We start from the raw sequence: 19,401 nt of genomic DNA, 5'->3' as shown, positions 1-19,401 counted from the left end.
AAAGCCATTAGGAATTAAGTGGGAGCTGCTTGTATTCTAATTTTAGAAGGAAATCCGCGTTTGCGATCGCTGCTTGGTTGGCATTTGCAGCAAACAAACCACTCTGTACATCAGTCAGCGAATATTGATCATGCCAAGCAATTAATACATAGTCATTGCCCAAATCTAGTAATTATGGAAGCTGACCTACCTGATGGAAATAGTCTCGAATTTTGTCAGTGGGTTCAGCAACAGCAAAAGTCCTTAATTTTTATGCTCTCCTCGCAAACAACTGAAGCAGATATTGTCGCAGGATTAAAATCTGGAGCAGATGACTATCTCACCAAACCTTTTGGTATGCAAGAATTTATGGCCAGAGTAGAAGCACTACTACGTCGGCAGAGGAGCATTAGTTGTAGCCCACCTATAAGTCTAGATTATGGTGACTTGATTATTGATTTAGTACATCGTAGAGTTAAATTGAACGGCGGTTTAATTGATTTAACTCCACAAGAATTTAGTCTCCTTTATGTCTTAGCTCAATCAGGGGGAATACCCCTAACTCGCTCACAATTACTACACAGAGCATGGCCAGACTCTATAGATAATCCTCGTACCATAGACACCCATGTACTATCTCTGCGAAAAAAAATCGAAATTGACCCTCGCCAACCTAGTCTAATTCAGACAGTTAGGAATGTAGGATATAGGTTCAATCGAGAAATCTTAACTATAAATACATGGGAACAGAATTATCAGAGCTATAGACAACCTCAAAAAGTTACACCTGCTTAATATTAGACTTGTGGCTTTATAACTTAAAAATCCCCCAAAAACCTTGTTCTGTAAGGATTGTAGCTATTGGATGGCAAAAATGCTGGGAATTATTGCTCTGTCTAGGTTAGAGTGATTTTTTCCCTTTATTTAGCGACAAGTCTATTATACTAGCTCCATTCTTCAGTTTCTTGTCTTTGTCTTTGTGCCTGAATAATACTATGGCGTAACTTAACCCAATCAACTTTACTACTAGGAGAGTCTTCAATTAATTCTCCTTGCTCTAGATGTAACAATTGTGTGCAAAACTGTTGAGCTAAATCTATTTGATGGTTAACCATAATCACCGTTACTTGACTTTCTGTTAACGTTTTCAATACCCCTATAACTAGATCTGCTGTACCAACATCTAGAGATGAGGTCGGTTCGTCCAATAATAGAATTTTAGGTTGAATTACAGCAGCACGAGCGATCGCTACTAACTGTTTTTGCCCCACTGAAAGTTGTAATTCTGACCTGGATAACCAGTCGGGAGGAATATGCAACTGCTGTATCCAATATTCACATCTTTGCTGAATTTCAGGTGGCCTTATTCCTCTGAGTTTTAAAGGATAAGCGATCGCTTCTGCTACAGACATTCCTAAAAGTTTTGATTCCTGTAAAACCATTGTCACTTGTTGTCGTAATTGAGTAACAGGAATCTTGCTATACTCCTGGTTATCCAAATATATAGAACCAGAAGTAGGGGAATTTAATCGATTTAATAATCGCAATAGAGATGTTTTCCCTGCTCCAGAAGTACCTACCATCGCCACCCTAGCACCTTTTTCTACAGCAAAAGAAATATCTTTCAGTAAATACTTAGAGCTAACTGGAGCGGTCAAACTTACTCGGTCTAAATATAGTTGACGCTGCTGCTGTCCCATTTTTTATCTTTTTCTTCATAAGTTTAATACCTCACACTGATGGGGTGATGGGGTGATGGGGTGATAAAGATACCTAGAAACAAAAATTCGGTTCTTCCTTCCTCCTTCTTCCCTCTTGCTTCTTCTATGTAGAATACTTCCCCATACACTTTTTTAGTCCTTCGGTTCTTCCTTCTTCCTTCTTCCCTCTTCCTTCTTCTATATAGAATACTTCCCCATACACTTTTTTAGTCCTTTAGTCCTTCGGTTCTTCCTTCTTCCTTCTTCCTTCTTCCTTCTTCAAGAAGAAATAGCGATCGCGTTGGAAATAGTCCAGGCATCTACTAATAGTAACAATATCGTACAACCGAATAAAATCAAATACATCCAAGGCTGCGATAAAGGACGTACATCAGTTGTATCTATACCTGTCTTGGCCTCAACTATTCTCACCAACTTGGCAAAACCCACTATTCGCATGGGCAACAAATAACCTTTTTCAGAATTACTTACAAAGTAATATACTAAACCTCCCTGACCTGTAGTCCGAGGTTTGAGAGCTTTTATTTCTGCCCAAGGCAAATACCAACCTTTGCCAAACAGGTCTGGCACCCAGACTGGATAGGATACCTGAATTCCCTGGTCATCAATAATTACTCGTTCTGTTAAAGCTGCGTATAATGCTACTGCTCCTAGTGCTAATCCCGCTCCTAAAATCATAGGAGGTACTGGCGCATTTGTGACTTGAGATAGAAAAGGTAGAGGTATAGTCAATGCCACATACAAACTTAAAAGGGTTATTTTAATCACAGGAGAAATTCTAAATACAAAAATTTCTGAGTCTTGATTTTGAGACATTTTTTCTTAACTAAATATTTTTAATTTAAGAGACTTATTATTTGTTCATTAAAAACTTTAGAGGAAATGGGTATAAACCCATTTCCTCTCTAACATCCCTTTGAATACAAAAACATAAAATAACTGCATTGGTTGGGAGTATTAATTATCTAGGACATCAACTTTTTTCTGATGGAATAATTGTGACTCAGTTGATATATCCTCGACACTTCTAAATTAAATTAATCCACTGCGCTTAAAACTGCTGCTGATTTTGCAGGGGTTTCCCGTCTTTGAGGTAAACTAACTAATTTTGGTATACCCTGTTCAGTTTTAGAAATAGAGGAATAAGGGCCTTGATTTATTTGTAGGCGATCACATGGTACTGTATCAGATAATATAGAACTTGCCATCATGCCTGTATGAATTTCCATAGAAGCGCCCATAACAGATTCAAAAACTAAACGCTGCCCTGGAAATACAACCCTCTCAAAATACCAATTTGGTATATTACTAATTCTCGCAATTTGGATTTGACTTGTTGCATTAACGTAGCAGCAAAGAATTTGATTTGAACTGTTAGATGGTAAGGGATCAAGAATTTGTGTCATAGTCTATTGAAAAGTTTTTACTTTAAACAAGTTTTAGTTATATCTACAAGTTAACATCAACCGATCCCAATCAGTTGTAATCTTGAATACTGACTAACAATATTAGCATCACATGGCCCATATAAATATGAATAAAATCTTAAGATTATTCCAAATTTTCAGCTTTTTGTTTAATTAAAGCTTCTTATACTTAGGAATGAATGTAGCTCTATATAGTCGGGTATCGGTTTTAGGGAAATTAGGTGATGATTTGCACCCTTGAATTTTTGTATCAAAACTTACATTATTATAAATTTCATACTTAAAATCAGCAACACCTATATTTTACGATTATTAAGATTGTGTATCAAAATTTTAAGAAAATAAATACTAAAATTAAATAAGTCCACCATATTTATTATCTTTCTTCACAAAAATACTTACAAAAAGCAAAAAGTTATATATGTGATAAGAAACATTGATTATGGAAAATAAAGTTCTTTATGTTCGTCTTCCTTGTAATCCGATTTTTCCCATCGGAGTTGTTTATCTATCAGATCATGTCCACAAGTACTTACCAGAAGTAGAACAACGAATATTTGACCTTGGGGCAGTACCTCCTCTGGACTATAAAACAGCTCTCAATGATTGTATTGATGAGTTTAAACCAAATCTATTAGTGTTTTCCTGGCGAGATATTCAGATATATGCACCTGTAGGAGGTCGTGGAGGAAACCCTCTGCAAAATGCTTTCGAGTTTTACTATGCGAAAAACCCTCTGATTAAATTTAGAGGTGCAATAGGAGGTTTGCGGTTAGCTGTTTCCTATTATACAGAACTCTGGCGCAATGTAGGACTAATAAAACAAGGTCTCAAAAGGGCGAGAAATTATCGACCTGAAACTCGTGCAGTGGTTGGTGGTGGAGCAGTAAGTGTATTTTATGAACAATTAGGTCGTAGTCTACCCACTGGTACTATTGTATCTGTAGGAGAAGGAGAGGTATTGTTAGAAAGACTTCTTCGAGCAGAAGATTTTAACGATCAACGATGCTATGTGGTAGGAGAAACATCACCACGCGATCGCTTGATTCACGAAAAACCTGCTCCTGTGGAAAAAACTGCCTGTAACTACGACTATATTAATAGTATTTGGCCAGAATTTGTATACTACTTACAAGACCAAGATTTCTATATAGGGGTACAAACTAAACGTGGTTGTCCTCATAACTGTTGTTACTGTGTTTATACAGTTATTGAGGGTAAACAAGTCCGGATCAACCCTGCGGATGAAGTTGTTGCAGAAATGAAGCAACTATACGATCGCGGTATTCGTAACTTCTGGTTTACTGATGCTCAGTTTATTCCTGCTCGTAGGTTTATGGATGATGCGGTTGAATTATTGCAAAAAATCCTTGATGCAGGTATGGATGATATTCACTGGGCGGCATATATTCGTGCTGATAACCTCACTCCCGAGTTGTGCGACCTCATGGCAAAGACTGGGATGAATTATTTTGAAATTGGCATTACCAGTGGTTCCCAGGAACTGGTTCGCAAAATGCGAATGGGTTATAACTTGCGGGTAGTATTGGAAAATTGTCGAGATTTAAAAGCTGCTGGTTTTAATGATTTAGTTTCGGTGAATTACTCATTTAATGTAATAGATGAAACTTATGAAACGATTCGACAAACTATTGCTTATCACCGAGAATTAGAGAAAATTTTTGGAGCAGAAAAAGTAGAACCTGCTATCTTTTTTATTGGGTTACAACCTCATACTCATTTAGAAGATTATGCCCTGAAAAATGAAGTTCTCAAACCAGGATATGACCCTATGAGTTTAATGCCTTGGACTGCGAGAAAGTTATTATGGAATCCAGAACCTTTAGGTGCATTTTTTGGAGAAGTTTGTTTAGAAGCTTGGCAAAGAAATTCTAATGATTTTGGTCGTGAAGTAATGAATATTTTAGAAGAAAAATTAGGTCGTGCTGAACTGGAAGAAGCTTTAAGTGCGCCTATAGTATCTTCAGAGAAAAAACAGTTAGTCAAAGCAGGTTAATGTTAATCATGGTGCGTTATTAGCGCACCTTTTCGTATTAATAAATTTCATCTAAACCTGTAATCATAATTTCACTAAGAATGTAATATTCATTAGTAAGCATTTAGCTATTAGCGGTCAGCTCTTCCTGCGGAATGCGCTCGCATTCAGCTTTTTAATGAATGAAGCAAGCATTTGCTTAACTTCTACAACATTTTTAAACAAAGAATTGAAGCACAAGAACAGCAAGCTTAAATTCTCCACTAAAGGTAATAAAGCTGATAGCTGATAGCTGACCGCTGTTTGCGCAGCATTCCGTAGGAAATGCTTACCTAGTTTTAATAAAAATTTGATTAAAGAAATATGTTCCTTCAGAATTTTGAGCAATACCAATACCACTTAAATTATAGTCACCTACCATATTTTTATGATGACCAGGACTATCTATCCAACCTTCAACAGCTTGTTCTCCAGGATTATTATAACCAAAATTATTAGCTAGATTTTCTGCTGCACTTTGGAGTTGAACTTGTTGACTAATTACTTGTACTCTTTCCTTAAAACCATCATGGCTAAAAGTTGTTTTTCCATTAGCCATTTGTTGAGCATGAATTCTAGATTGTTGAGCAATAGTATTATCCCACTGGAGAGGTGGTAAGTTTTTAGATTTTCTGTATTGATTTATTTGAGCAAATACAGTTTTTTCTAACCCATTAACATCAGGTGAAATTGCTACTCTTGGTCTGGAGATAGGAGTTTGTCTAGAATTTTGAATTTCTGGCATTTCTGGCAAATTTTTAATAACTTGTTGATAATTACAACTACTCAACAATATTGCCAGACTCCAGAAAGTTTGTTTTAAATATTTATGATTCATTCGTTAATCTACTCTCTGCTATGTGCAACTTCTTTAAACTCCACTTTCTTTTATTAATTCTACGGCTACATTTGCCACATTAATAACTTGTTCTAAAGTGGGATTTTACGAGGCCAAAATAAATCGGCAAATCCTGTTTTTCCCTTGCGACTACCATCAGGAACTACCTCTTCACATTTAGCACCTACTTCTTTTAAACCTTCATATCTGAATGCTTGAAAAAATATATTTAGAAATAACCAACCATCACTTCTTTTTGTACCACTAATATATTCTCGACAATAGTTAAGAAAAGCGTGGATACTTTCTGGTGTAGCTGGCATAATAATATCGTTTATGAAAAATTATATTGTATTAACAATAAATATAATACCATTTATCAACAACTTTTCTACATTTTATGAGCAGGGACATTTCATGGAACATCCCTACTTTAGAGGTATGGAATCTCCGTACACAGAAGTAAATATCAGATAATTAGTACGCCCTCTGATTAATGATGATGAAAAAGGTAAAATTTGGCGATCACTACAAAATATTTATTATAGAAATCCAAAATGGTACAATTTGAACGGCTAAGTTTTTAATCATTTTAAACCCCTAGAAAAAATGCCCAGGAAAATTACTCAAATCAGAGAAAATATTTCTAACTATAATCTGGTTTATCGGAAAAAGAAAAAATTTAATTTACCATCTCAGCAAAATATCAAGATATTTAATCGCCCAGACCAACTAGAAATAATTTTGTTAAATCAACTCCAAACTAAGAATAATCAAAAGTATCAATATTTGTTGATTTTGTTAGAAAAAGGAAATCCTAAATATACGGTTTATGCTGAAAAAAATCAAGCAAAACAATCCGTAATTTATGGTTATGACGAAATAAGAGATAAGCCTAGAAATAGTCAGACAAGAAAAAGTATTTCTGAATCAGAATTTGCTGAAATTGCCGAAGGATTTATTAATCAATATCTTCAAGAAAAAACAATCAGAAAAGTAAAGGTACTTGAAGCAGAAAAACATAGAAAATATCAGGAATAAAGATTCCGAATTGAATCAGAAATACGGAGAAAAATTGAGAAAAAAAACCGCATAGTTGAAGCGGAAAGAATTAAAACTATAGAGATAGCACTAGAAAAGTCTGGCAGGGATAAAAGTCAGCTTCCAGAATTTATGAAACTTCAAAATATGATTAGTAAATACTTAAAAGTCAGCTTAGATAAAGTAACTTTAGATAGTTATATTATCAATGATTTGGGATTAACAACTGAGACTAACTTTTCTAATACTCCTCTAGTCAAAGCACTGAAAAAAGAATTTCCATTGGAGATGCAAGATAATATGCTTTCTACCACAGTTGGAGATTTATTTTACTTGATTATTCTCAAAAAAATGATTGTTAAATTATTAAGTTAAAAGTTAAAATTAGAGTTAGATAAAATCAATCTTGTTTACTGCAAAAAATTTAATTCGCCGTCTAACATAAGAATTGCATTTACTCACCTAGATAAACTAGAAATAGTTTTGTTGAGTCAAGTTAAAACCAAAAACAATCAACAAGATCCATATTTAATGTTTTTCCTCGAAAATTCAGTTCCTAAATATTATGTTTCTTCAGAAGAAATTGAGATTGAAAAAAAGTATGGAGAAAATATTGGTAGTATTCCTGTAGGGCACAAAAAAGAAATGATCAAATCCTACTTGATTCAGTTCTACGATCAAATGGAAAAACAGTTAATAAATAGTCAGAGAATAGAAAGCATTGAAGAATATAAGTTTGCAGAAATAGCATTAAAGTTAATGAGAAAAAATGCTGAAAAAAAAGCCAATAAACTTAGAAGTATAATTTTAGTCAGAAGTAAAATTTTAGAAAGAGTTAAAAAAGTAATTAGTCAGGAGTTGAAAATAAATATAGAAAGAGTTAAACTAGAGACAATTTTCAGTTTCGATAAGCTAGATAATATAAAATTTAAATTGGTATTAATGGAATTGCAAATGGCACTCGAAAAAGAATTTAAAATGCCGTTAGAAAAACTTGAGGTAGAGTTACCAGGTAATGATGGGAAATACTCGTGGAATATTAAAGGAATATGCAACTATATTTGTGATGCAATTATTAATCAAGCAAAAAAGGAGACAACAAAGAAAGGTAATTAGTATTTATAAAGTAGACAAACTATAGTATTTTGATGATTAATATTAATTACTGAACATTTTTCAACTTTACTGAATTGACATATCTAAAACGGTGCGTTATGACGGATTGTTAAATTCCTTTCACAGTCTAAATTTTAGCCGTCTAACGCACCCGACAAATTAATTATTTACAAATTAATTACCCCTCCAAAAACTTAGCCACTGTCTGCACATCCTTATCCCCACGTCCAGAACAGTTAAACACAATACGCGGACTACCATTTAACTGTGGACAGAGAGTTTCCAAATAAGCGATCGCATGAGCAGTTTCCAGTGCTGGAATAATTCCCTCCAACTGAGACAAACGTTGAAAAGCAGCCACTGCCTCATTATCAGTCACACTATAATATTCAGCTCTACCACTATCCTTCAAAAAACTATGTTCGGGTCCGACACCAGGATAATCTAAACCTGCACTGATAGAATGAGGTTCAATTATCTGACCTTCCTTATCCTGTAACAAATAACTCATAGCTCCATGCAACACACCAACACGACCAAGAGTCAGAGTAGCAGCGTGTTTATTAGTCTCAACTCCCTCACCACCAGCTTCTACACCGATCATTCGGACTGACGACTCATTCATAAACTCATGGAATAAACCCATTGCATTAGAACCACCACCAACGCAAGCAATCAAAATGTCAGGCAAACCGCCCCACTTTTCCAAACATTGAGTGCGGGTTTCTTGACCGATAACAGCATGAAAGTCTCGTACCATCATCGGGTATGGGTGAGGTCCTGCAACGGAACCGAGAATATAGTGGGTAGTCTCCACGTTTGTTACCCAGTCTCGAATAGCTTCTGATGTTGCATCTTTCAGGGTGCCAGTGCCAGCTTCCACTGGTCGTACCTCCGCTCCCATTAGTCGCATTCTGAATACATTGAGAGATTGACGTTCCATATCGTGAACGCCCATATAGATGATACATTCCAATCCAAACCGAGCGCAAACTGTGGCAGTGGCGACACCATGTTGACCAGCACCTGTTTCGGCAATGACACGTTTTTTACCCATTTTCAGAGCTAATAGAGCTTGAGCTAAAGCATTGTTGATTTTGTGGGCACCAGTGTGGTTGAGGTCTTCCCGTTTGAGGTAAATTTGTGGACCTGTACCATCAGGTCTGGCATAGTGAGTTGTGAGACGTTCGGCAAAATAAAGAGGACTAGGGCGACCTACATAGTCTCGCAGAAGTTGTTGGAGTTCTTTTTGGAAAGCGGGTTCTTGACTGTATTTTTTGTAGGCCGCTTCTAGCTCAAATAAGGCAGGCATTAATGTTTCGGGGACATATTTACCGCCAAACTGGCCAAATCTGCCGAGAGTATCTGGTTGTTGAGTTGAAGTAGGATTTAGAGGTGTAGTAGTCACTAATTTTTTCTCAAAAATAGAATATTTTTCATTATATATAGGCTTTTTGTTCAACAATTAATAATTAATAATTAATAATTACCTCTCCTTGAAAACGGATAGGATTGACTAAAAGGAAAATTTGGCGTTGCTGATTATGGGTATGATGCAAGCCCCCCTAACCCCCCAATTTTGGGGGGGAATAAAACTCTAAAAGTCCCCCTTGGAAAGGGGGAAACCAGAGGATGCTGCGCTTTTTGTTGAATGGGGGATTTAGGGGGCTTGACCAGAACCAAACAATCGCGCATTCATACTTCAATTCAGCAACGCCGAAAATTTTTTATTTTTTCTCCTTTAAGGGAAAGGCTTTAAACCTTAATTATTCAGTAAAAAGGAAATTAGGGGGAGGGAAAAGGTCTGATAGTTTCAGATTTTCGATCTATTTTTTGATTTTTTACTAATGATATAGGATTGCTATATAGAGGTTGATTTAAAATTATAAAAAGTGCAACTTAGATGTACATAAATTCTTGTATTTGTATCGATCAACTTTTTTAATAAAATTTAAACTTTTATTGGTATATATCAAGCAAATATAACTTTTGTAAAATATTGTTATAAAAATCACCTAACATTTAAAAAAAAGTCCAAGATAATTAATATGGCAGTTGAAGGAAAAGTTAGAACAGATCGAAAGCTGAAAACTCAGATAACGTAAGATTTTTCTTTTCTCCTAGATAACTAAAGTCTTCTCTCCTAGATAACTAAAGCCTTCTTCCTTCTTCTTTCTTCCTTCTTCCTTCTGCTATATAAGTTTCTTGTCTTTATGTGTTTAAAACTTACAGAGAAGAGAAACACATCTAAATTTAAAGTTTTAGATGAAAACATCAAGAAAATTTTAAGATAAAATTATGAAAATTGAAGAATTTTTGGCACGTTATGCCTCTGGAGAAAGAAATTTTCGGGATATTGATTTATTTCGATCTGAGCTTAGTAATGTGAATTTAGCTGGTGTGAGTTTGTTTCGTGCTAATTTATTCCGGGCTAATTTATTTAGAGCAAATTTAATTGGTGCTAATTTGTACAATGCTACTTTGATTGGTGCTAATTTGTATTGTGCGAATCTGAGTGGGGCGAATCTGAGTGGAGCGAACCTGACTCGTGCAGATTTGAGTGGGGCAGATTTGAGTGGGGCAGATTTGAGTGCTGCTGACTTGAGTGGGGCCATTTTGAGTTATGCTAATCTCAGTTATGCTGATATGAGTCGCGCTAATTTACAGAAAGCAATTTTAATTGATACAAATTTGAGTCATGCTAATTTAAGTGGTGCCGACCTCAAGAAGACTAAGATGAATGGGGTTGATGTGAAGGAGACTCGATTTTCTCTTGGTATTGGACTATCTGCAGAGATGAAGAAACAGTTGCAACAGCAAGGTGCAATTGTTGAAGATTTGCCTGGAGAACCTCACGCGAGTAGATTGTTTGCCGCTCGGTAGTAGGGGTAGGAGACAGGAGACAGGAGACAGGAGACAGGAGACAGGAGTTAGAAAAAAAGGTAGTCTTGCATAGTAATGGTAGGTAGAGATCGGGAAGAATTAGGGCGGGAGCAAGATGCTCCCACTGGCTATACCGTGAAAAAATAATTAGATACTAATACCATTACCTTGAATTTGGCAGTTGAAAGCTATCAGACTTCAGCCGATGGATGAAAACAAGTTGGAGATTTTAATCTCCGAAGTGGGGTGAATATAAGTGGGGTGGATATCTTACCTACCTGAAAATATCAGGAACGGGCAAGATACCCATTCCACAAAACTATAATAAGTAAACGCCTATTTTTTCAATTCTTTCACACCATCCTTAACATAACTTGCCTTACCATTACCATTACCATTTCCGTTAGTATAACCATTACCATTACCATTACCATTACCATTAGAAAAACCATTGATATCATAACCACCTGCCAACTCTTCAGCAGATTTATGAAATAAACGTGACTGTAAACCTTTCGCCATCACATAAAATATCGGCACTACATACAAACTCAAAATTGTAGAAACCAACATACCACCCATAACCGACATTCCAATCGAAACCCGACTAGCAGCACCTGCACCAGAAGCAAAAGCTAATGGCATTACCCCGAAAATGGTAGAAAACGCCGTCATTAAAATTGGGCGAAACCGCAAACGGGATGCCTCAACTGCTGCTTTAGTAATAGACATACCCTCTGCCAACAACTGATTAGCAAACTCCACAATCAAAATCGAGTTTTTCGTTGCCAAACCAATCAACATAATCAACCCAATTCGACTATAAACATTCACTTCCAACTGCGCCAACCACAACGCTCCAAAAGCACCCAACAAAGATAACGGTACTGCCAACAAAATCACCACCGGGTCAATATAACTCTCAAACTGAGCTGCCAATGTCAAGAAAATAAAGATCATTGCCAAGGCAAAAAGAAGCATCGTCGCTTGACCCGCATCTCGAAACTGTGACGACTCACCCTGGAGGTCGGTTCGCATATCAGCAGGTAAAATCCGGTCTGCCAAATCGTCCAACACTTGTAACGCCTCACCCAGACTCACCCCTGATGCCGGACTTCCTTGAATAGTTGCCGAACGAAATCTATTAAAGTGATTAATCTGAGGAGGAGTGGTTGTCGTACTTACCTTCACCACATTACTCAAAGGTATCATTACTCCTGACTCAGTCCGTACATACAAATCATCAATATTTTGTAAACTATTACGAAACTGTTCCTCAGCTCGCACAATTACATCATAACGTTGATTTCCTTGGGTAAAGTTAGTAATATCTTCCCCTCCCATCATTATTTGCAATGTTCGCGCAATATCCTCCACCGATACACCTAAATTAGATGCCTGAGCGCGGTCAATTTCTACCGATATCTCCGGTTTATTAATCTTCAAATCTGTATCAATATTATTCAACTGGGGTAACTGTTGCGCTTCATTAGTAAATTCTTCAGAGACTCGCGCTAGTTCTTCTAAATCATTTCCCTGCAACACAAACTGTACTGGTTGAGTGCGACCAGTTCCAGGCAATGAACCGGGGTTAATGGGAAAAACTCGTCCATCAGTAATGGGAGCAAATGCTCCAAACAACCGTTTAACAATTTCTTGTTGTGCTTCCTCTGGTTTCTTGCGTTCCGACCATGGTTTGAGGTTGGTGAAAGCAAAAGCTCGGTTTGCTTGGGCAGAACGACCAAATCCCACAATACTGAAATAACCTCTCATTTCAGGTATTTGAGAGAGTTTATCTTCTACTTGACGCATAACGTTATCAGTATATTGAACACTGACACCTTCTGGTGCAGAAACGGATACAAATACTCGCCCCCGGTCTTCTGTGGGTAAAAATCCTTGGGGGAGTTGTTGATATAACCAAAAGATTACCCAGAAAGATAGGATAAATCCTAAAATTACTAATGGTTTCATTCTCATCAACAGACGCAATGACCAATCATACATGGCTGAGATGCGACTTAGAGCATAATCAAATAAATCTAGGGGAGTAGCAACTACGCGGGAAAGGAAGTTTTGATGTTCTTTTGGTTGATGTCTTTTTAAGATTCGCCCTGATAAGGTTGGTGCTAAAGTCAAAGCGACGAAGGTGGATAATACGACTGAGACTGCAATAGTTAGAGCAAATTCATTAAATATTTGCCCTGAAGAACCTCCAGAAAATGCGACTGGTAAGAATACGGCAATTAATACAACGGTGGTGGCAATGACGGCAAATACTACTTCCCCTACTCCTAAGATGGCTGCTTGCATGGGAGTTTTGCCTTCTTCTTGAATATATCGAACTATATTTTCTAAGACAACAATGGTGTCATCTACTACTAAACCTGTTGATAATGTGAGGGCAAATAGGGTGAGGGTGTTGATGGAAAATCCCATGAAATACATTACCCCAAAGGCACCAATGAGAGAAACAGGAATAGTGATGGTGGGAATTAGAGTTGCTCTCCAGTCTCGCAGAAATGCATAGATAACTAAGACAACTAAACAAATTGCTAGAAATAAGCTTTTCCAAACTTCTTTGATAGCTACTTCCACAAATGTTGAGTAGTCAACGCTGATGTAATATTCCATTCCTTCGGGGAAGTCTTTGGATAATTCCTTCATCCTGGTTTTAACGCCGTTAGCAACTTCTATGATATTTGCCCCGGATAATTTACTGATACCAAGACCTACTGCTGGTTTACCATTATAACGAGCAAGGGTGCGATCGCTCTCTGCTCCAATTTCTGCTCTACCAATGTCCCTGAGTCTGGTGAGAGAATTATCATCATTTCGTCTAACGATTAGGTTTTCATATTCTTCTGTAGTTTGCAAACGACCAAAAGTCCGAATGGGGTATTCGGTCGATTTCCCTTCTATTCTCCCACTGGGAATTTCTACGTTTTGTCGTCTAAGTGCTTGCTCTACATCTAATGCTGTAATATTTCGGGCAGCCATTTTTTTGGGGTCTAACCATAGTCGCATAGCGTAGCGACGTTCGCCACCGATCAAAATACTGCCCACTCCGTTAACAGTTTCTAAGACATTTTTGATGAATTTATCAGCATAGTTGCTTAACTCTAAGGACGAGTATTTTTCCCCAGTTAAAGCAAGCCAAATAATCCGTTCATCATCGCTACTGCGTTTAGAAACTACTGGTGCATCAACTTCATCGGGCAGTCTTCTCATAGCACGGGAAACTCGACTACGAACATCTTGAGCTGCTGCTTCTAGGTCACGGTCTAGTTCAAATTCAACATTTATGGAACTTGAACCTTCCCTGGTGCTAGAGGTTAGAGTTTTGACACCTTCGACACCGTTAATTTCTGCTTCGAGAATTTCTGTTACTTCTGTTTCTACTACTTCTGGGTTAGCTCCTGGGTAGTTAGTTTGCACGCTAACTACTGGAGGTTCAACAGTAGGAAATTCTTGCACTGGTAGACGGGTGTAACCTACTAATCCGATTAGGATAATTAGTAGGGAACAGACCGAGGCAAATACTGGTTTTTTGATGAAAAAATTGGTAAACATTAATTTTTAAGTCAAAGGTCAAAAGTCAAAAGTCAAAAGTAATATTTTGACTGTCATTAAGTGGTAAAATCTGATTACATCTTACAGCTTTATTAATTGATAATGGATAATGAGCAATGTATAATTGGGTGCATCTCATACTTGCAAAAATACTTTTTTCCTATGTATTCCCTGTTGCCTGTTGCCTGTTGCCTAAAAGCGATAAATTTTTGGCTTTATTCAAAATTGAGATACACCCGGATAATTATTTGAAAATGGATTAATTATCAATTATCCAAAAGCTAATAGCTAGTTAATACCAAGCGTGAAAAAAGAATGTTACAAATAATAAGCAGTATTAAAATAATTTGTAGGAAATATCTATTGGACGAAAAAGATAAATTACTACATAAGAAATAGTACCCTATTCATTCTGACTCCTGACTCCTGTCTCCTGACTCCTAAGCAGTAACCTAAATATTTGTAGCAAAGATTTATCAAACTGATATAATACATTAATTAATTTCATTATGACTAAATTTTCTTGGACTAAACAATGGTATCCAGTAACTCCCATAAATTATCTAGACCCCTCTCATCCAACTCCAATAACTTTACTTGGTAAAAGGTTAGTAATTTGGCAGGATAAACAGGAAAAATGGATAGCAATGGATGATACTTGCCCCCATAAATTAGCGCAGTTATCTTTAGGAAGTATTGATAAGAATGGATACCTAATGTGTCGGCATCATGGTTGGTGTTTTGATGGAACAGGTAAATGTACAAATATTCCAATGTTGAGTGAAGAAAAAGCTCTAGAAACAGCTTGTAATAGTGAGCGATCGCAAGTAACTATATATCCTACTCAAGTGTTACAAGACTTACTTTGGGTATGGCCAGATAATAGTTATACTGCTGTTGAAGATTCTACTTTAAAACAACCTGCTGTGATGCCAGAAGATCAAGTTGATAGCTCTTCAATAGATTGGTTTATGTCAGAAGTTCCTGTTGGTTATACTGTCTCTGTTGAAAGTAGTTTTGACCCTTCTCACGCCCAATTTTTGCATGAAGGAATTGCAGGTTTTTCTCCAGAAAGAGCTATTCCTATCCAACGTTTTAAAGTATTCGGAGAAATTTCTGCTGAAGATGGTTTTACCTTAAAACATTCTGGTTATAATGTTTTTAACAAAGATATGGATGCCACACGAAAATTCATACCTCCCTGTTTTAATACAACAATATATGAATTTTCTCATGGTAAATCTGGTTTGTTTATCTTATATTTTGTACCAACAAAACCAGGTTATTGTAAACATATTAGTAAGTTTATTTTTGATGGTGTTCCCCAAAAACGTAACTTGTGGTTTGAACTCCTACCAAAGTATTTACAAACAGGATTAAAACATTCATCTAGCTATAAGTTAAGTAACCAAGATTTATCAATAATGCACTCCCAAACTATTAACGAATCAACAGAGAATAAAACTTGGCAAAAATCCTATTTCATGCCTTCATTAGCTGATGTTGGTATAGTTACTTTTCGCAAATGGTTAGATGAATTTGCGGGGGGGAAACCTGAATGGCAAGGAATTACAGAAACACCTTTTCTAGAATTCAATGATGAACAATTATACGATCGCTGGCACAGACATACAAAGCATTGCCCTAGTTGTCGGCAATCTCTAATTTTGATAGACAAAATCAAAGATTTTTGTCAAAATTTTACAGCAGTTTTAGCAATTTTAGCTTTATTTTTAATCGCAATTAATCTGTCAGTAAAAATTATTTTGCTACCAGTCTTACTGAGTATATTGAGTTTAATTTGCTCTTATAAATTAGACTCCATCAGACAAGGTTTTCTGACCAGTATTCCCAAAACAGGTTTACCTGTGGTCAAATTGTATTAGGACTCTTCAACAATTAATTATTAATTATTAATTATTAATTATTAATTATTTAGGCCCTTGTTTGCCATACATTTCTATATCCGAAATATCGATTCAATACCAACTTGATACGGTCTCGGGGTCTCCCGTTATAATTGCGAGATTTAACGGGAGGGGAATTGCCGACAACAAGGTTATGTAGGTGTCGATTGATGTTCAACATATTCCTTTAATTGCTCAATAGTTACACCTCCGCAGCTAGCAACAAAGTAAGAACCAGTCCACAGTACAGGTTTCCTGTAAAACCTAGCTAGGTAATCAGCAAAGTCTCTCCGGATCAACCTACTCGAAACAGTCTTGAGATTGGCTATAAATTTGCTCAGTTGAACTTTTGGGTTAAATGTGATTAACAAATGTACATGGTCAACTTCACCATTAAACTCTACTAATTCACACTCCCACTTTTGACAGGTTTGATCAAATATTTTATTTAACTGCTGCAGCATTTCAGAGGTAATTACTTTTCTTCGGTACTTGGTGACAAATACGATATGAACAGTAAGAGAATAAACAGACCTAAAACCTTTATTATAGTTGCTTGACATAACATAGCAGTAAATGTAAAATCAAAATATGATAATTACTTATTGCTATAAAATCAAGCCCACTTCTGAACAGTCAGCAAAAATTGACTATTGGCTAGAGTTGCTCAGGAGGCATTGGAATTACGCTAATGGTCAAAGACTAGACTGGTTAAATAGAACTAGGTGTCAATTAGACCGATGCTCAATAGTATCATGTCCTATCGGCGAGATTCCTGGCAAGCCTGATTATTATTTTCAACAATCAGCACTTAAACAAACAAAAATTCTCTTTCCAGAATACAAAGACATCTATTCTGAAGTTCAACAAATTAACTTACAAAGGTTGGATAAAGCCTGGAAACGTTGGTTAGTTCCAGATCAAACAGGCAAGAGATTTGGTAGACCAAGATTCAAGAAGTCTGGCAAATTAAGGTCATTTTGTTTTAGTAGAGTTAATCATCCTAAAGCAGCAGTTAAATTTGATGGTAAGCAAATTATTATTAGCAGGTTTGGCGCTATTCCAGTAATAGTTCATAGACCTATCCCCGAAGGTTTTACTATTAAAACTGCAACTATAACAAAGAAAGCTGACGGTTATTATGTTAGTTTTAGCTTGGAAGATAAGTCAGTTCCTAATCTAATTCCTACAGAGAATATAAAAACTGCTGTGGGTATTGATGTCGGCCTCAAAGAGTTTCTGACGACCAATACTGGAGACACTGTTTCTGTTCCTAATTTTTATAGAAAATCTCAATCTAATTTAGCTAGAAAACAAAGTAAAGCAGCTAGAAAAGAAATTGGTTCTAATAACTGGAAAAAGGCTCAAAATAGAATAGCTAAATTACATCAACATATTGCTAGACAAAGAGAAGAATTTCATTACAAAACTGCCCATAAATTAGTTAAAGAGTATGATTTAATTGCAGTTGAAAACCTTAACATTAAAGGTTTAGCCAGAAATAGCAAATTATCAAAATCAATCTATGATGTAGCCTGGGGTGCTTTTATTGAAAAATTGAATGCAGTGGCGGTCAAACGCGGTGTTCATGTAGTCAAAGTCACTCCTCATAATACATCACAAAATTGTTCAAATTGTGGTCATAAAGTACCTAAAACTTTGTCAGTTAGAACTCATTCTTGTCCTAAATGTAAAACAGTTTTAGATAGAGATGAGAATGCAGCAGTTAACATATTAAATAGAGCATTAAACGAGGTGGGTATCATCTTGTCTGCTTGTGGAGGCTTAGACGTTGGTCAGCCTATGAAGCAAGAAACTTTTGAAACTTGGGTTCAATTATCTTTGTTTTAGAAGCTCCCGTTATAATCGCGAGATTTAACGGGAGAGACTTCACTTACATAACTTCTCTATTTTTTCTAGTATTATTAGTAGACAGCTAGCAATTTTTAATTATTGATGAAAGAAATAATCAACAATATCTTAACTCGTCTGGGTCAAGTTAAACTACCTACTCCATCATATTTTGAGACCCTAAAAACTTACACTGTCAAAAAAGTATCAGATGCCGATACTTTTGATGTTATTTCTGATGAAGATAACCAGGAAATGACTGTACGTTTCGTTTATATTGATACTCCAGAAACTTCTAAAGGATGGGGAGATTCACAGGTGGAAAAAATGAATCGTAAAAATGAAAATCAAATATATCGTAGTCAATTTGAATGGGGAGAAAAAGGCAAAGAGCGACTCCAAGAATTAGTTGAAAAAAGTGGTAATAAAGTCAAAGTTAAAGTTACTGGAGAAGAAAAACGACCAGGGCGATCGCCACGTTGTTTTGGTGAAGTTTATTTATTAGATGGTACTTTTGTACAATACATTTTAGTCCAGGAAGGCTTGAGTCGAATTTATTATGATTATATTAGCGAATGTCCAAGAGACACTGCAATAATGTTGTTATTAGCAGAAGCGGATGCTCAGATAAATCAACGTGGAATATGGCAAGAATCTCAATCAGAATTTATTCCACCTTGGGTGTTTCGTTCCCTGAAGAAAAAACAAAGGTCTTTTCTGAGAGATATGAGTCAAGACTTGAAAGAAGGTACAATTACTGAAGCTGATTTTGATGCTACATTTAAACTCAAATTACAGGAGCAAGACCAGATTTTATCAACTCTTTTTGAAGACTTGAAAAATGGTGTCATTACTCAACCTGAGTTTGAAGATAAAGTTCAAGAACAAGCTAATAATTTATTTGCAAAATAATTAATACTGACCAAATATTAACATCATTGAAAAAGTTTTTGTTTGTAGTTGGTATTTAGCCCTTACTATTAGCGCGTCTAGACTAAATTTATGGGTAAAAACTAAACTCTCGATTCCC

17 protein-coding genes are annotated in these 19,401 nt (G+C 36.2%); 9 read left to right on the top strand and 8 right to left on the bottom strand.

The window, feature by feature from the left end:
* The first annotated feature begins 18 nt into the window (after positions 1–18).
* On the top strand, positions 19–774 hold the full coding sequence (locus tag F6K27_RS13400; RefSeq protein WP_287276111.1) for a response regulator transcription factor: 756 nt from the start codon (positions 19–21) through the stop codon (positions 772–774).
* 149 nt (positions 775–923) lie between these two features.
* Here the strand turns inward: F6K27_RS13400 and F6K27_RS13395 are convergent, their stop codons facing one another.
* From F6K27_RS13395 to F6K27_RS13385, 3 genes are all read right to left on the bottom strand, one after another.
* Positions 924–1,679, bottom strand: a complete 756-nt coding sequence (locus tag F6K27_RS13395) for an ATP-binding cassette domain-containing protein (RefSeq protein ID WP_287276110.1) — start codon at positions 1,677–1,679, stop codon at positions 924–926.
* Positions 1,680–1,958: 279 nt separating this feature from the next.
* Positions 1,959–2,516 carry a hypothetical protein gene (locus F6K27_RS13390; protein ID WP_287276108.1) on the bottom strand — a complete coding sequence of 186 codons (558 nt, stop codon included), beginning with the start codon at positions 2,514–2,516 and terminating at the stop codon, positions 1,959–1,961.
* A 221-nt stretch (positions 2,517–2,737) separates the two neighbouring features.
* Complete coding sequence (locus tag F6K27_RS13385; RefSeq protein WP_287276106.1) at positions 2,738–3,106, bottom strand: DUF1830 domain-containing protein; 369 nt, start codon at positions 3,104–3,106, stop codon at positions 2,738–2,740.
* A 463-nt stretch (positions 3,107–3,569) separates the two neighbouring features.
* Here F6K27_RS13385 and F6K27_RS13380 point away from each other — a divergent pair, with 463 nt between their 5' ends.
* Positions 3,570–5,144, top strand: coding sequence for a photosystem II high light acclimation radical SAM protein (locus F6K27_RS13380; protein ID WP_124146778.1), 1,575 nt, complete (start codon positions 3,570–3,572; stop codon positions 5,142–5,144).
* Positions 5,145–5,451: 307 nt separating this feature from the next.
* On the opposite strand, the gene F6K27_RS13375 is transcribed toward F6K27_RS13380, so the two are convergent.
* The gene (locus tag F6K27_RS13375; RefSeq protein ID WP_287242677.1) at positions 5,452–6,000 is read right to left on the bottom strand and encodes a CAP domain-containing protein; all 549 of its coding nucleotides are present in this window, start codon (positions 5,998–6,000) and stop codon (positions 5,452–5,454) included.
* A gap of 92 nt (positions 6,001–6,092) precedes the next feature.
* Complete coding sequence (locus tag F6K27_RS13370; protein ID WP_124146777.1) at positions 6,093–6,323, bottom strand: hypothetical protein; 231 nt, start codon at positions 6,321–6,323, stop codon at positions 6,093–6,095.
* 286 nt (positions 6,324–6,609) lie between these two features.
* Between F6K27_RS13370 and F6K27_RS13365 the strand changes: the two genes are divergently transcribed.
* From F6K27_RS13365 to F6K27_RS13355, 3 genes are all read left to right on the top strand, one after another.
* Positions 6,610–7,041: a hypothetical protein gene (locus tag F6K27_RS13365; RefSeq protein WP_124146776.1), complete on the top strand. Its 432-nt coding sequence runs from the start codon at positions 6,610–6,612 to the stop codon at positions 7,039–7,041.
* Between the two features lie 132 nt (positions 7,042–7,173).
* Positions 7,174–7,416: a hypothetical protein gene (locus F6K27_RS13360; protein WP_124146775.1), complete on the top strand. Its 243-nt coding sequence runs from the start codon at positions 7,174–7,176 to the stop codon at positions 7,414–7,416.
* A 111-nt stretch (positions 7,417–7,527) separates the two neighbouring features.
* Positions 7,528–8,157, top strand: a complete 630-nt coding sequence (locus F6K27_RS13355; RefSeq protein WP_287284267.1) for an acyl carrier protein — start codon at positions 7,528–7,530, stop codon at positions 8,155–8,157.
* A gap of 178 nt (positions 8,158–8,335) precedes the next feature.
* Here the strand turns inward: F6K27_RS13355 and trpB are convergent, their stop codons facing one another.
* The gene (gene trpB / locus F6K27_RS13350; RefSeq protein ID WP_287276103.1) at positions 8,336–9,565 is read right to left on the bottom strand and encodes a tryptophan synthase subunit beta; all 1,230 of its coding nucleotides are present in this window, start codon (positions 9,563–9,565) and stop codon (positions 8,336–8,338) included.
* Positions 9,566–10,455: 890 nt separating this feature from the next.
* On the opposite strand from trpB, the gene F6K27_RS13345 reads away from it, so the two are divergent.
* Positions 10,456–11,040 carry a pentapeptide repeat-containing protein gene (locus F6K27_RS13345; protein ID WP_287276101.1) on the top strand — a complete coding sequence of 195 codons (585 nt, stop codon included), beginning with the start codon at positions 10,456–10,458 and terminating at the stop codon, positions 11,038–11,040.
* A 336-nt stretch (positions 11,041–11,376) separates the two neighbouring features.
* On the opposite strand, the gene F6K27_RS13340 is transcribed toward F6K27_RS13345, so the two are convergent.
* Positions 11,377–14,613 carry an efflux RND transporter permease subunit gene (locus tag F6K27_RS13340; protein WP_287276099.1) on the bottom strand — a complete coding sequence of 1,079 codons (3,237 nt, stop codon included), beginning with the start codon at positions 14,611–14,613 and terminating at the stop codon, positions 11,377–11,379.
* Positions 14,614–15,122: 509 nt separating this feature from the next.
* On the opposite strand from F6K27_RS13340, the gene F6K27_RS13335 reads away from it, so the two are divergent.
* Positions 15,123–16,499: a Rieske 2Fe-2S domain-containing protein gene (locus F6K27_RS13335; RefSeq protein WP_287276097.1), complete on the top strand. Its 1,377-nt coding sequence runs from the start codon at positions 15,123–15,125 to the stop codon at positions 16,497–16,499.
* 173 nt (positions 16,500–16,672) lie between these two features.
* Here the strand turns inward: F6K27_RS13335 and tnpA are convergent, their stop codons facing one another.
* Positions 16,673–17,083 carry an IS200/IS605 family transposase gene (gene tnpA / locus F6K27_RS13330; RefSeq protein WP_287276095.1) on the bottom strand — a complete coding sequence of 137 codons (411 nt, stop codon included), beginning with the start codon at positions 17,081–17,083 and terminating at the stop codon, positions 16,673–16,675.
* Between the two features lie 28 nt (positions 17,084–17,111).
* Here tnpA and F6K27_RS13325 point away from each other — a divergent pair, with 28 nt between their 5' ends.
* Positions 17,112–18,371 (top strand): transposase, encoded by a 1,260-nt coding sequence (locus F6K27_RS13325; protein ID WP_287276094.1) that lies wholly within the window; start codon positions 17,112–17,114, stop codon positions 18,369–18,371.
* 105 nt (positions 18,372–18,476) lie between these two features.
* A complete protein-coding gene (locus tag F6K27_RS13320) occupies positions 18,477–19,283 on the top strand; it encodes a thermonuclease family protein (protein ID WP_287276093.1) in 807 nt (268 codons plus the stop codon).
* Positions 19,284–19,401 lie beyond the last annotated feature (118 nt).

This window comes from Okeania sp. SIO2F5 (genome assembly GCF_010692685.1).
Classification (GTDB): domain Bacteria; phylum Cyanobacteriota; class Cyanobacteriia; order Cyanobacteriales; family Microcoleaceae; genus Okeania; species Okeania hirsuta.
The sequence above is the reverse complement of the archived record's forward strand: the minus strand, read 5'-3'. Positions and strand labels throughout refer to the sequence as shown.

What these genes read in the sequence shown, in the direction of transcription:
- F6K27_RS13335 (WP_287276097.1), top strand. Translation starts at nt 15,123, where the DNA reads ATGACTAAATTTTCTTGGACTAAACAATGGTATCCAGTAACTCCCATA.
- F6K27_RS13360 (WP_124146775.1), top strand. Translation starts at nt 7,174, where the DNA reads ATGAAACTTCAAAATATGATTAGTAAATACTTAAAAGTCAGCTTAGAT.
- F6K27_RS13345 (WP_287276101.1), top strand. Translation starts at nt 10,456, where the DNA reads ATGAAAATTGAAGAATTTTTGGCACGTTATGCCTCTGGAGAAAGAAAT.
- tnpA (WP_287276095.1), bottom strand. Translation starts at nt 17,083, where the DNA reads ATGTCAAGCAACTATAATAAAGGTTTTAGGTCTGTTTATTCTCTTACT.
- F6K27_RS13320 (WP_287276093.1), top strand. Translation starts at nt 18,477, where the DNA reads ATGAAAGAAATAATCAACAATATCTTAACTCGTCTGGGTCAAGTTAAA.
- F6K27_RS13325 (WP_287276094.1), top strand. Translation starts at nt 17,112, where the DNA reads ATGATAATTACTTATTGCTATAAAATCAAGCCCACTTCTGAACAGTCA.
- F6K27_RS13390 (WP_287276108.1), bottom strand. Translation starts at nt 2,516, where the DNA reads ATGTCTCAAAATCAAGACTCAGAAATTTTTGTATTTAGAATTTCTCCT.
- F6K27_RS13375 (WP_287242677.1), bottom strand. Translation starts at nt 6,000, where the DNA reads ATGAATCATAAATATTTAAAACAAACTTTCTGGAGTCTGGCAATATTG.
- F6K27_RS13340 (WP_287276099.1), bottom strand. Translation starts at nt 14,613, where the DNA reads ATGTTTACCAATTTTTTCATCAAAAAACCAGTATTTGCCTCGGTCTGT.
- F6K27_RS13395 (WP_287276110.1), bottom strand. Translation starts at nt 1,679, where the DNA reads ATGGGACAGCAGCAGCGTCAACTATATTTAGACCGAGTAAGTTTGACC.
- F6K27_RS13385 (WP_287276106.1), bottom strand. Translation starts at nt 3,106, where the DNA reads ATGACACAAATTCTTGATCCCTTACCATCTAACAGTTCAAATCAAATT.
- F6K27_RS13365 (WP_124146776.1), top strand. Translation starts at nt 6,610, where the DNA reads ATGCCCAGGAAAATTACTCAAATCAGAGAAAATATTTCTAACTATAAT.
- F6K27_RS13370 (WP_124146777.1), bottom strand. Translation starts at nt 6,323, where the DNA reads ATGCCAGCTACACCAGAAAGTATCCACGCTTTTCTTAACTATTGTCGA.
- F6K27_RS13380 (WP_124146778.1), top strand. Translation starts at nt 3,570, where the DNA reads ATGGAAAATAAAGTTCTTTATGTTCGTCTTCCTTGTAATCCGATTTTT.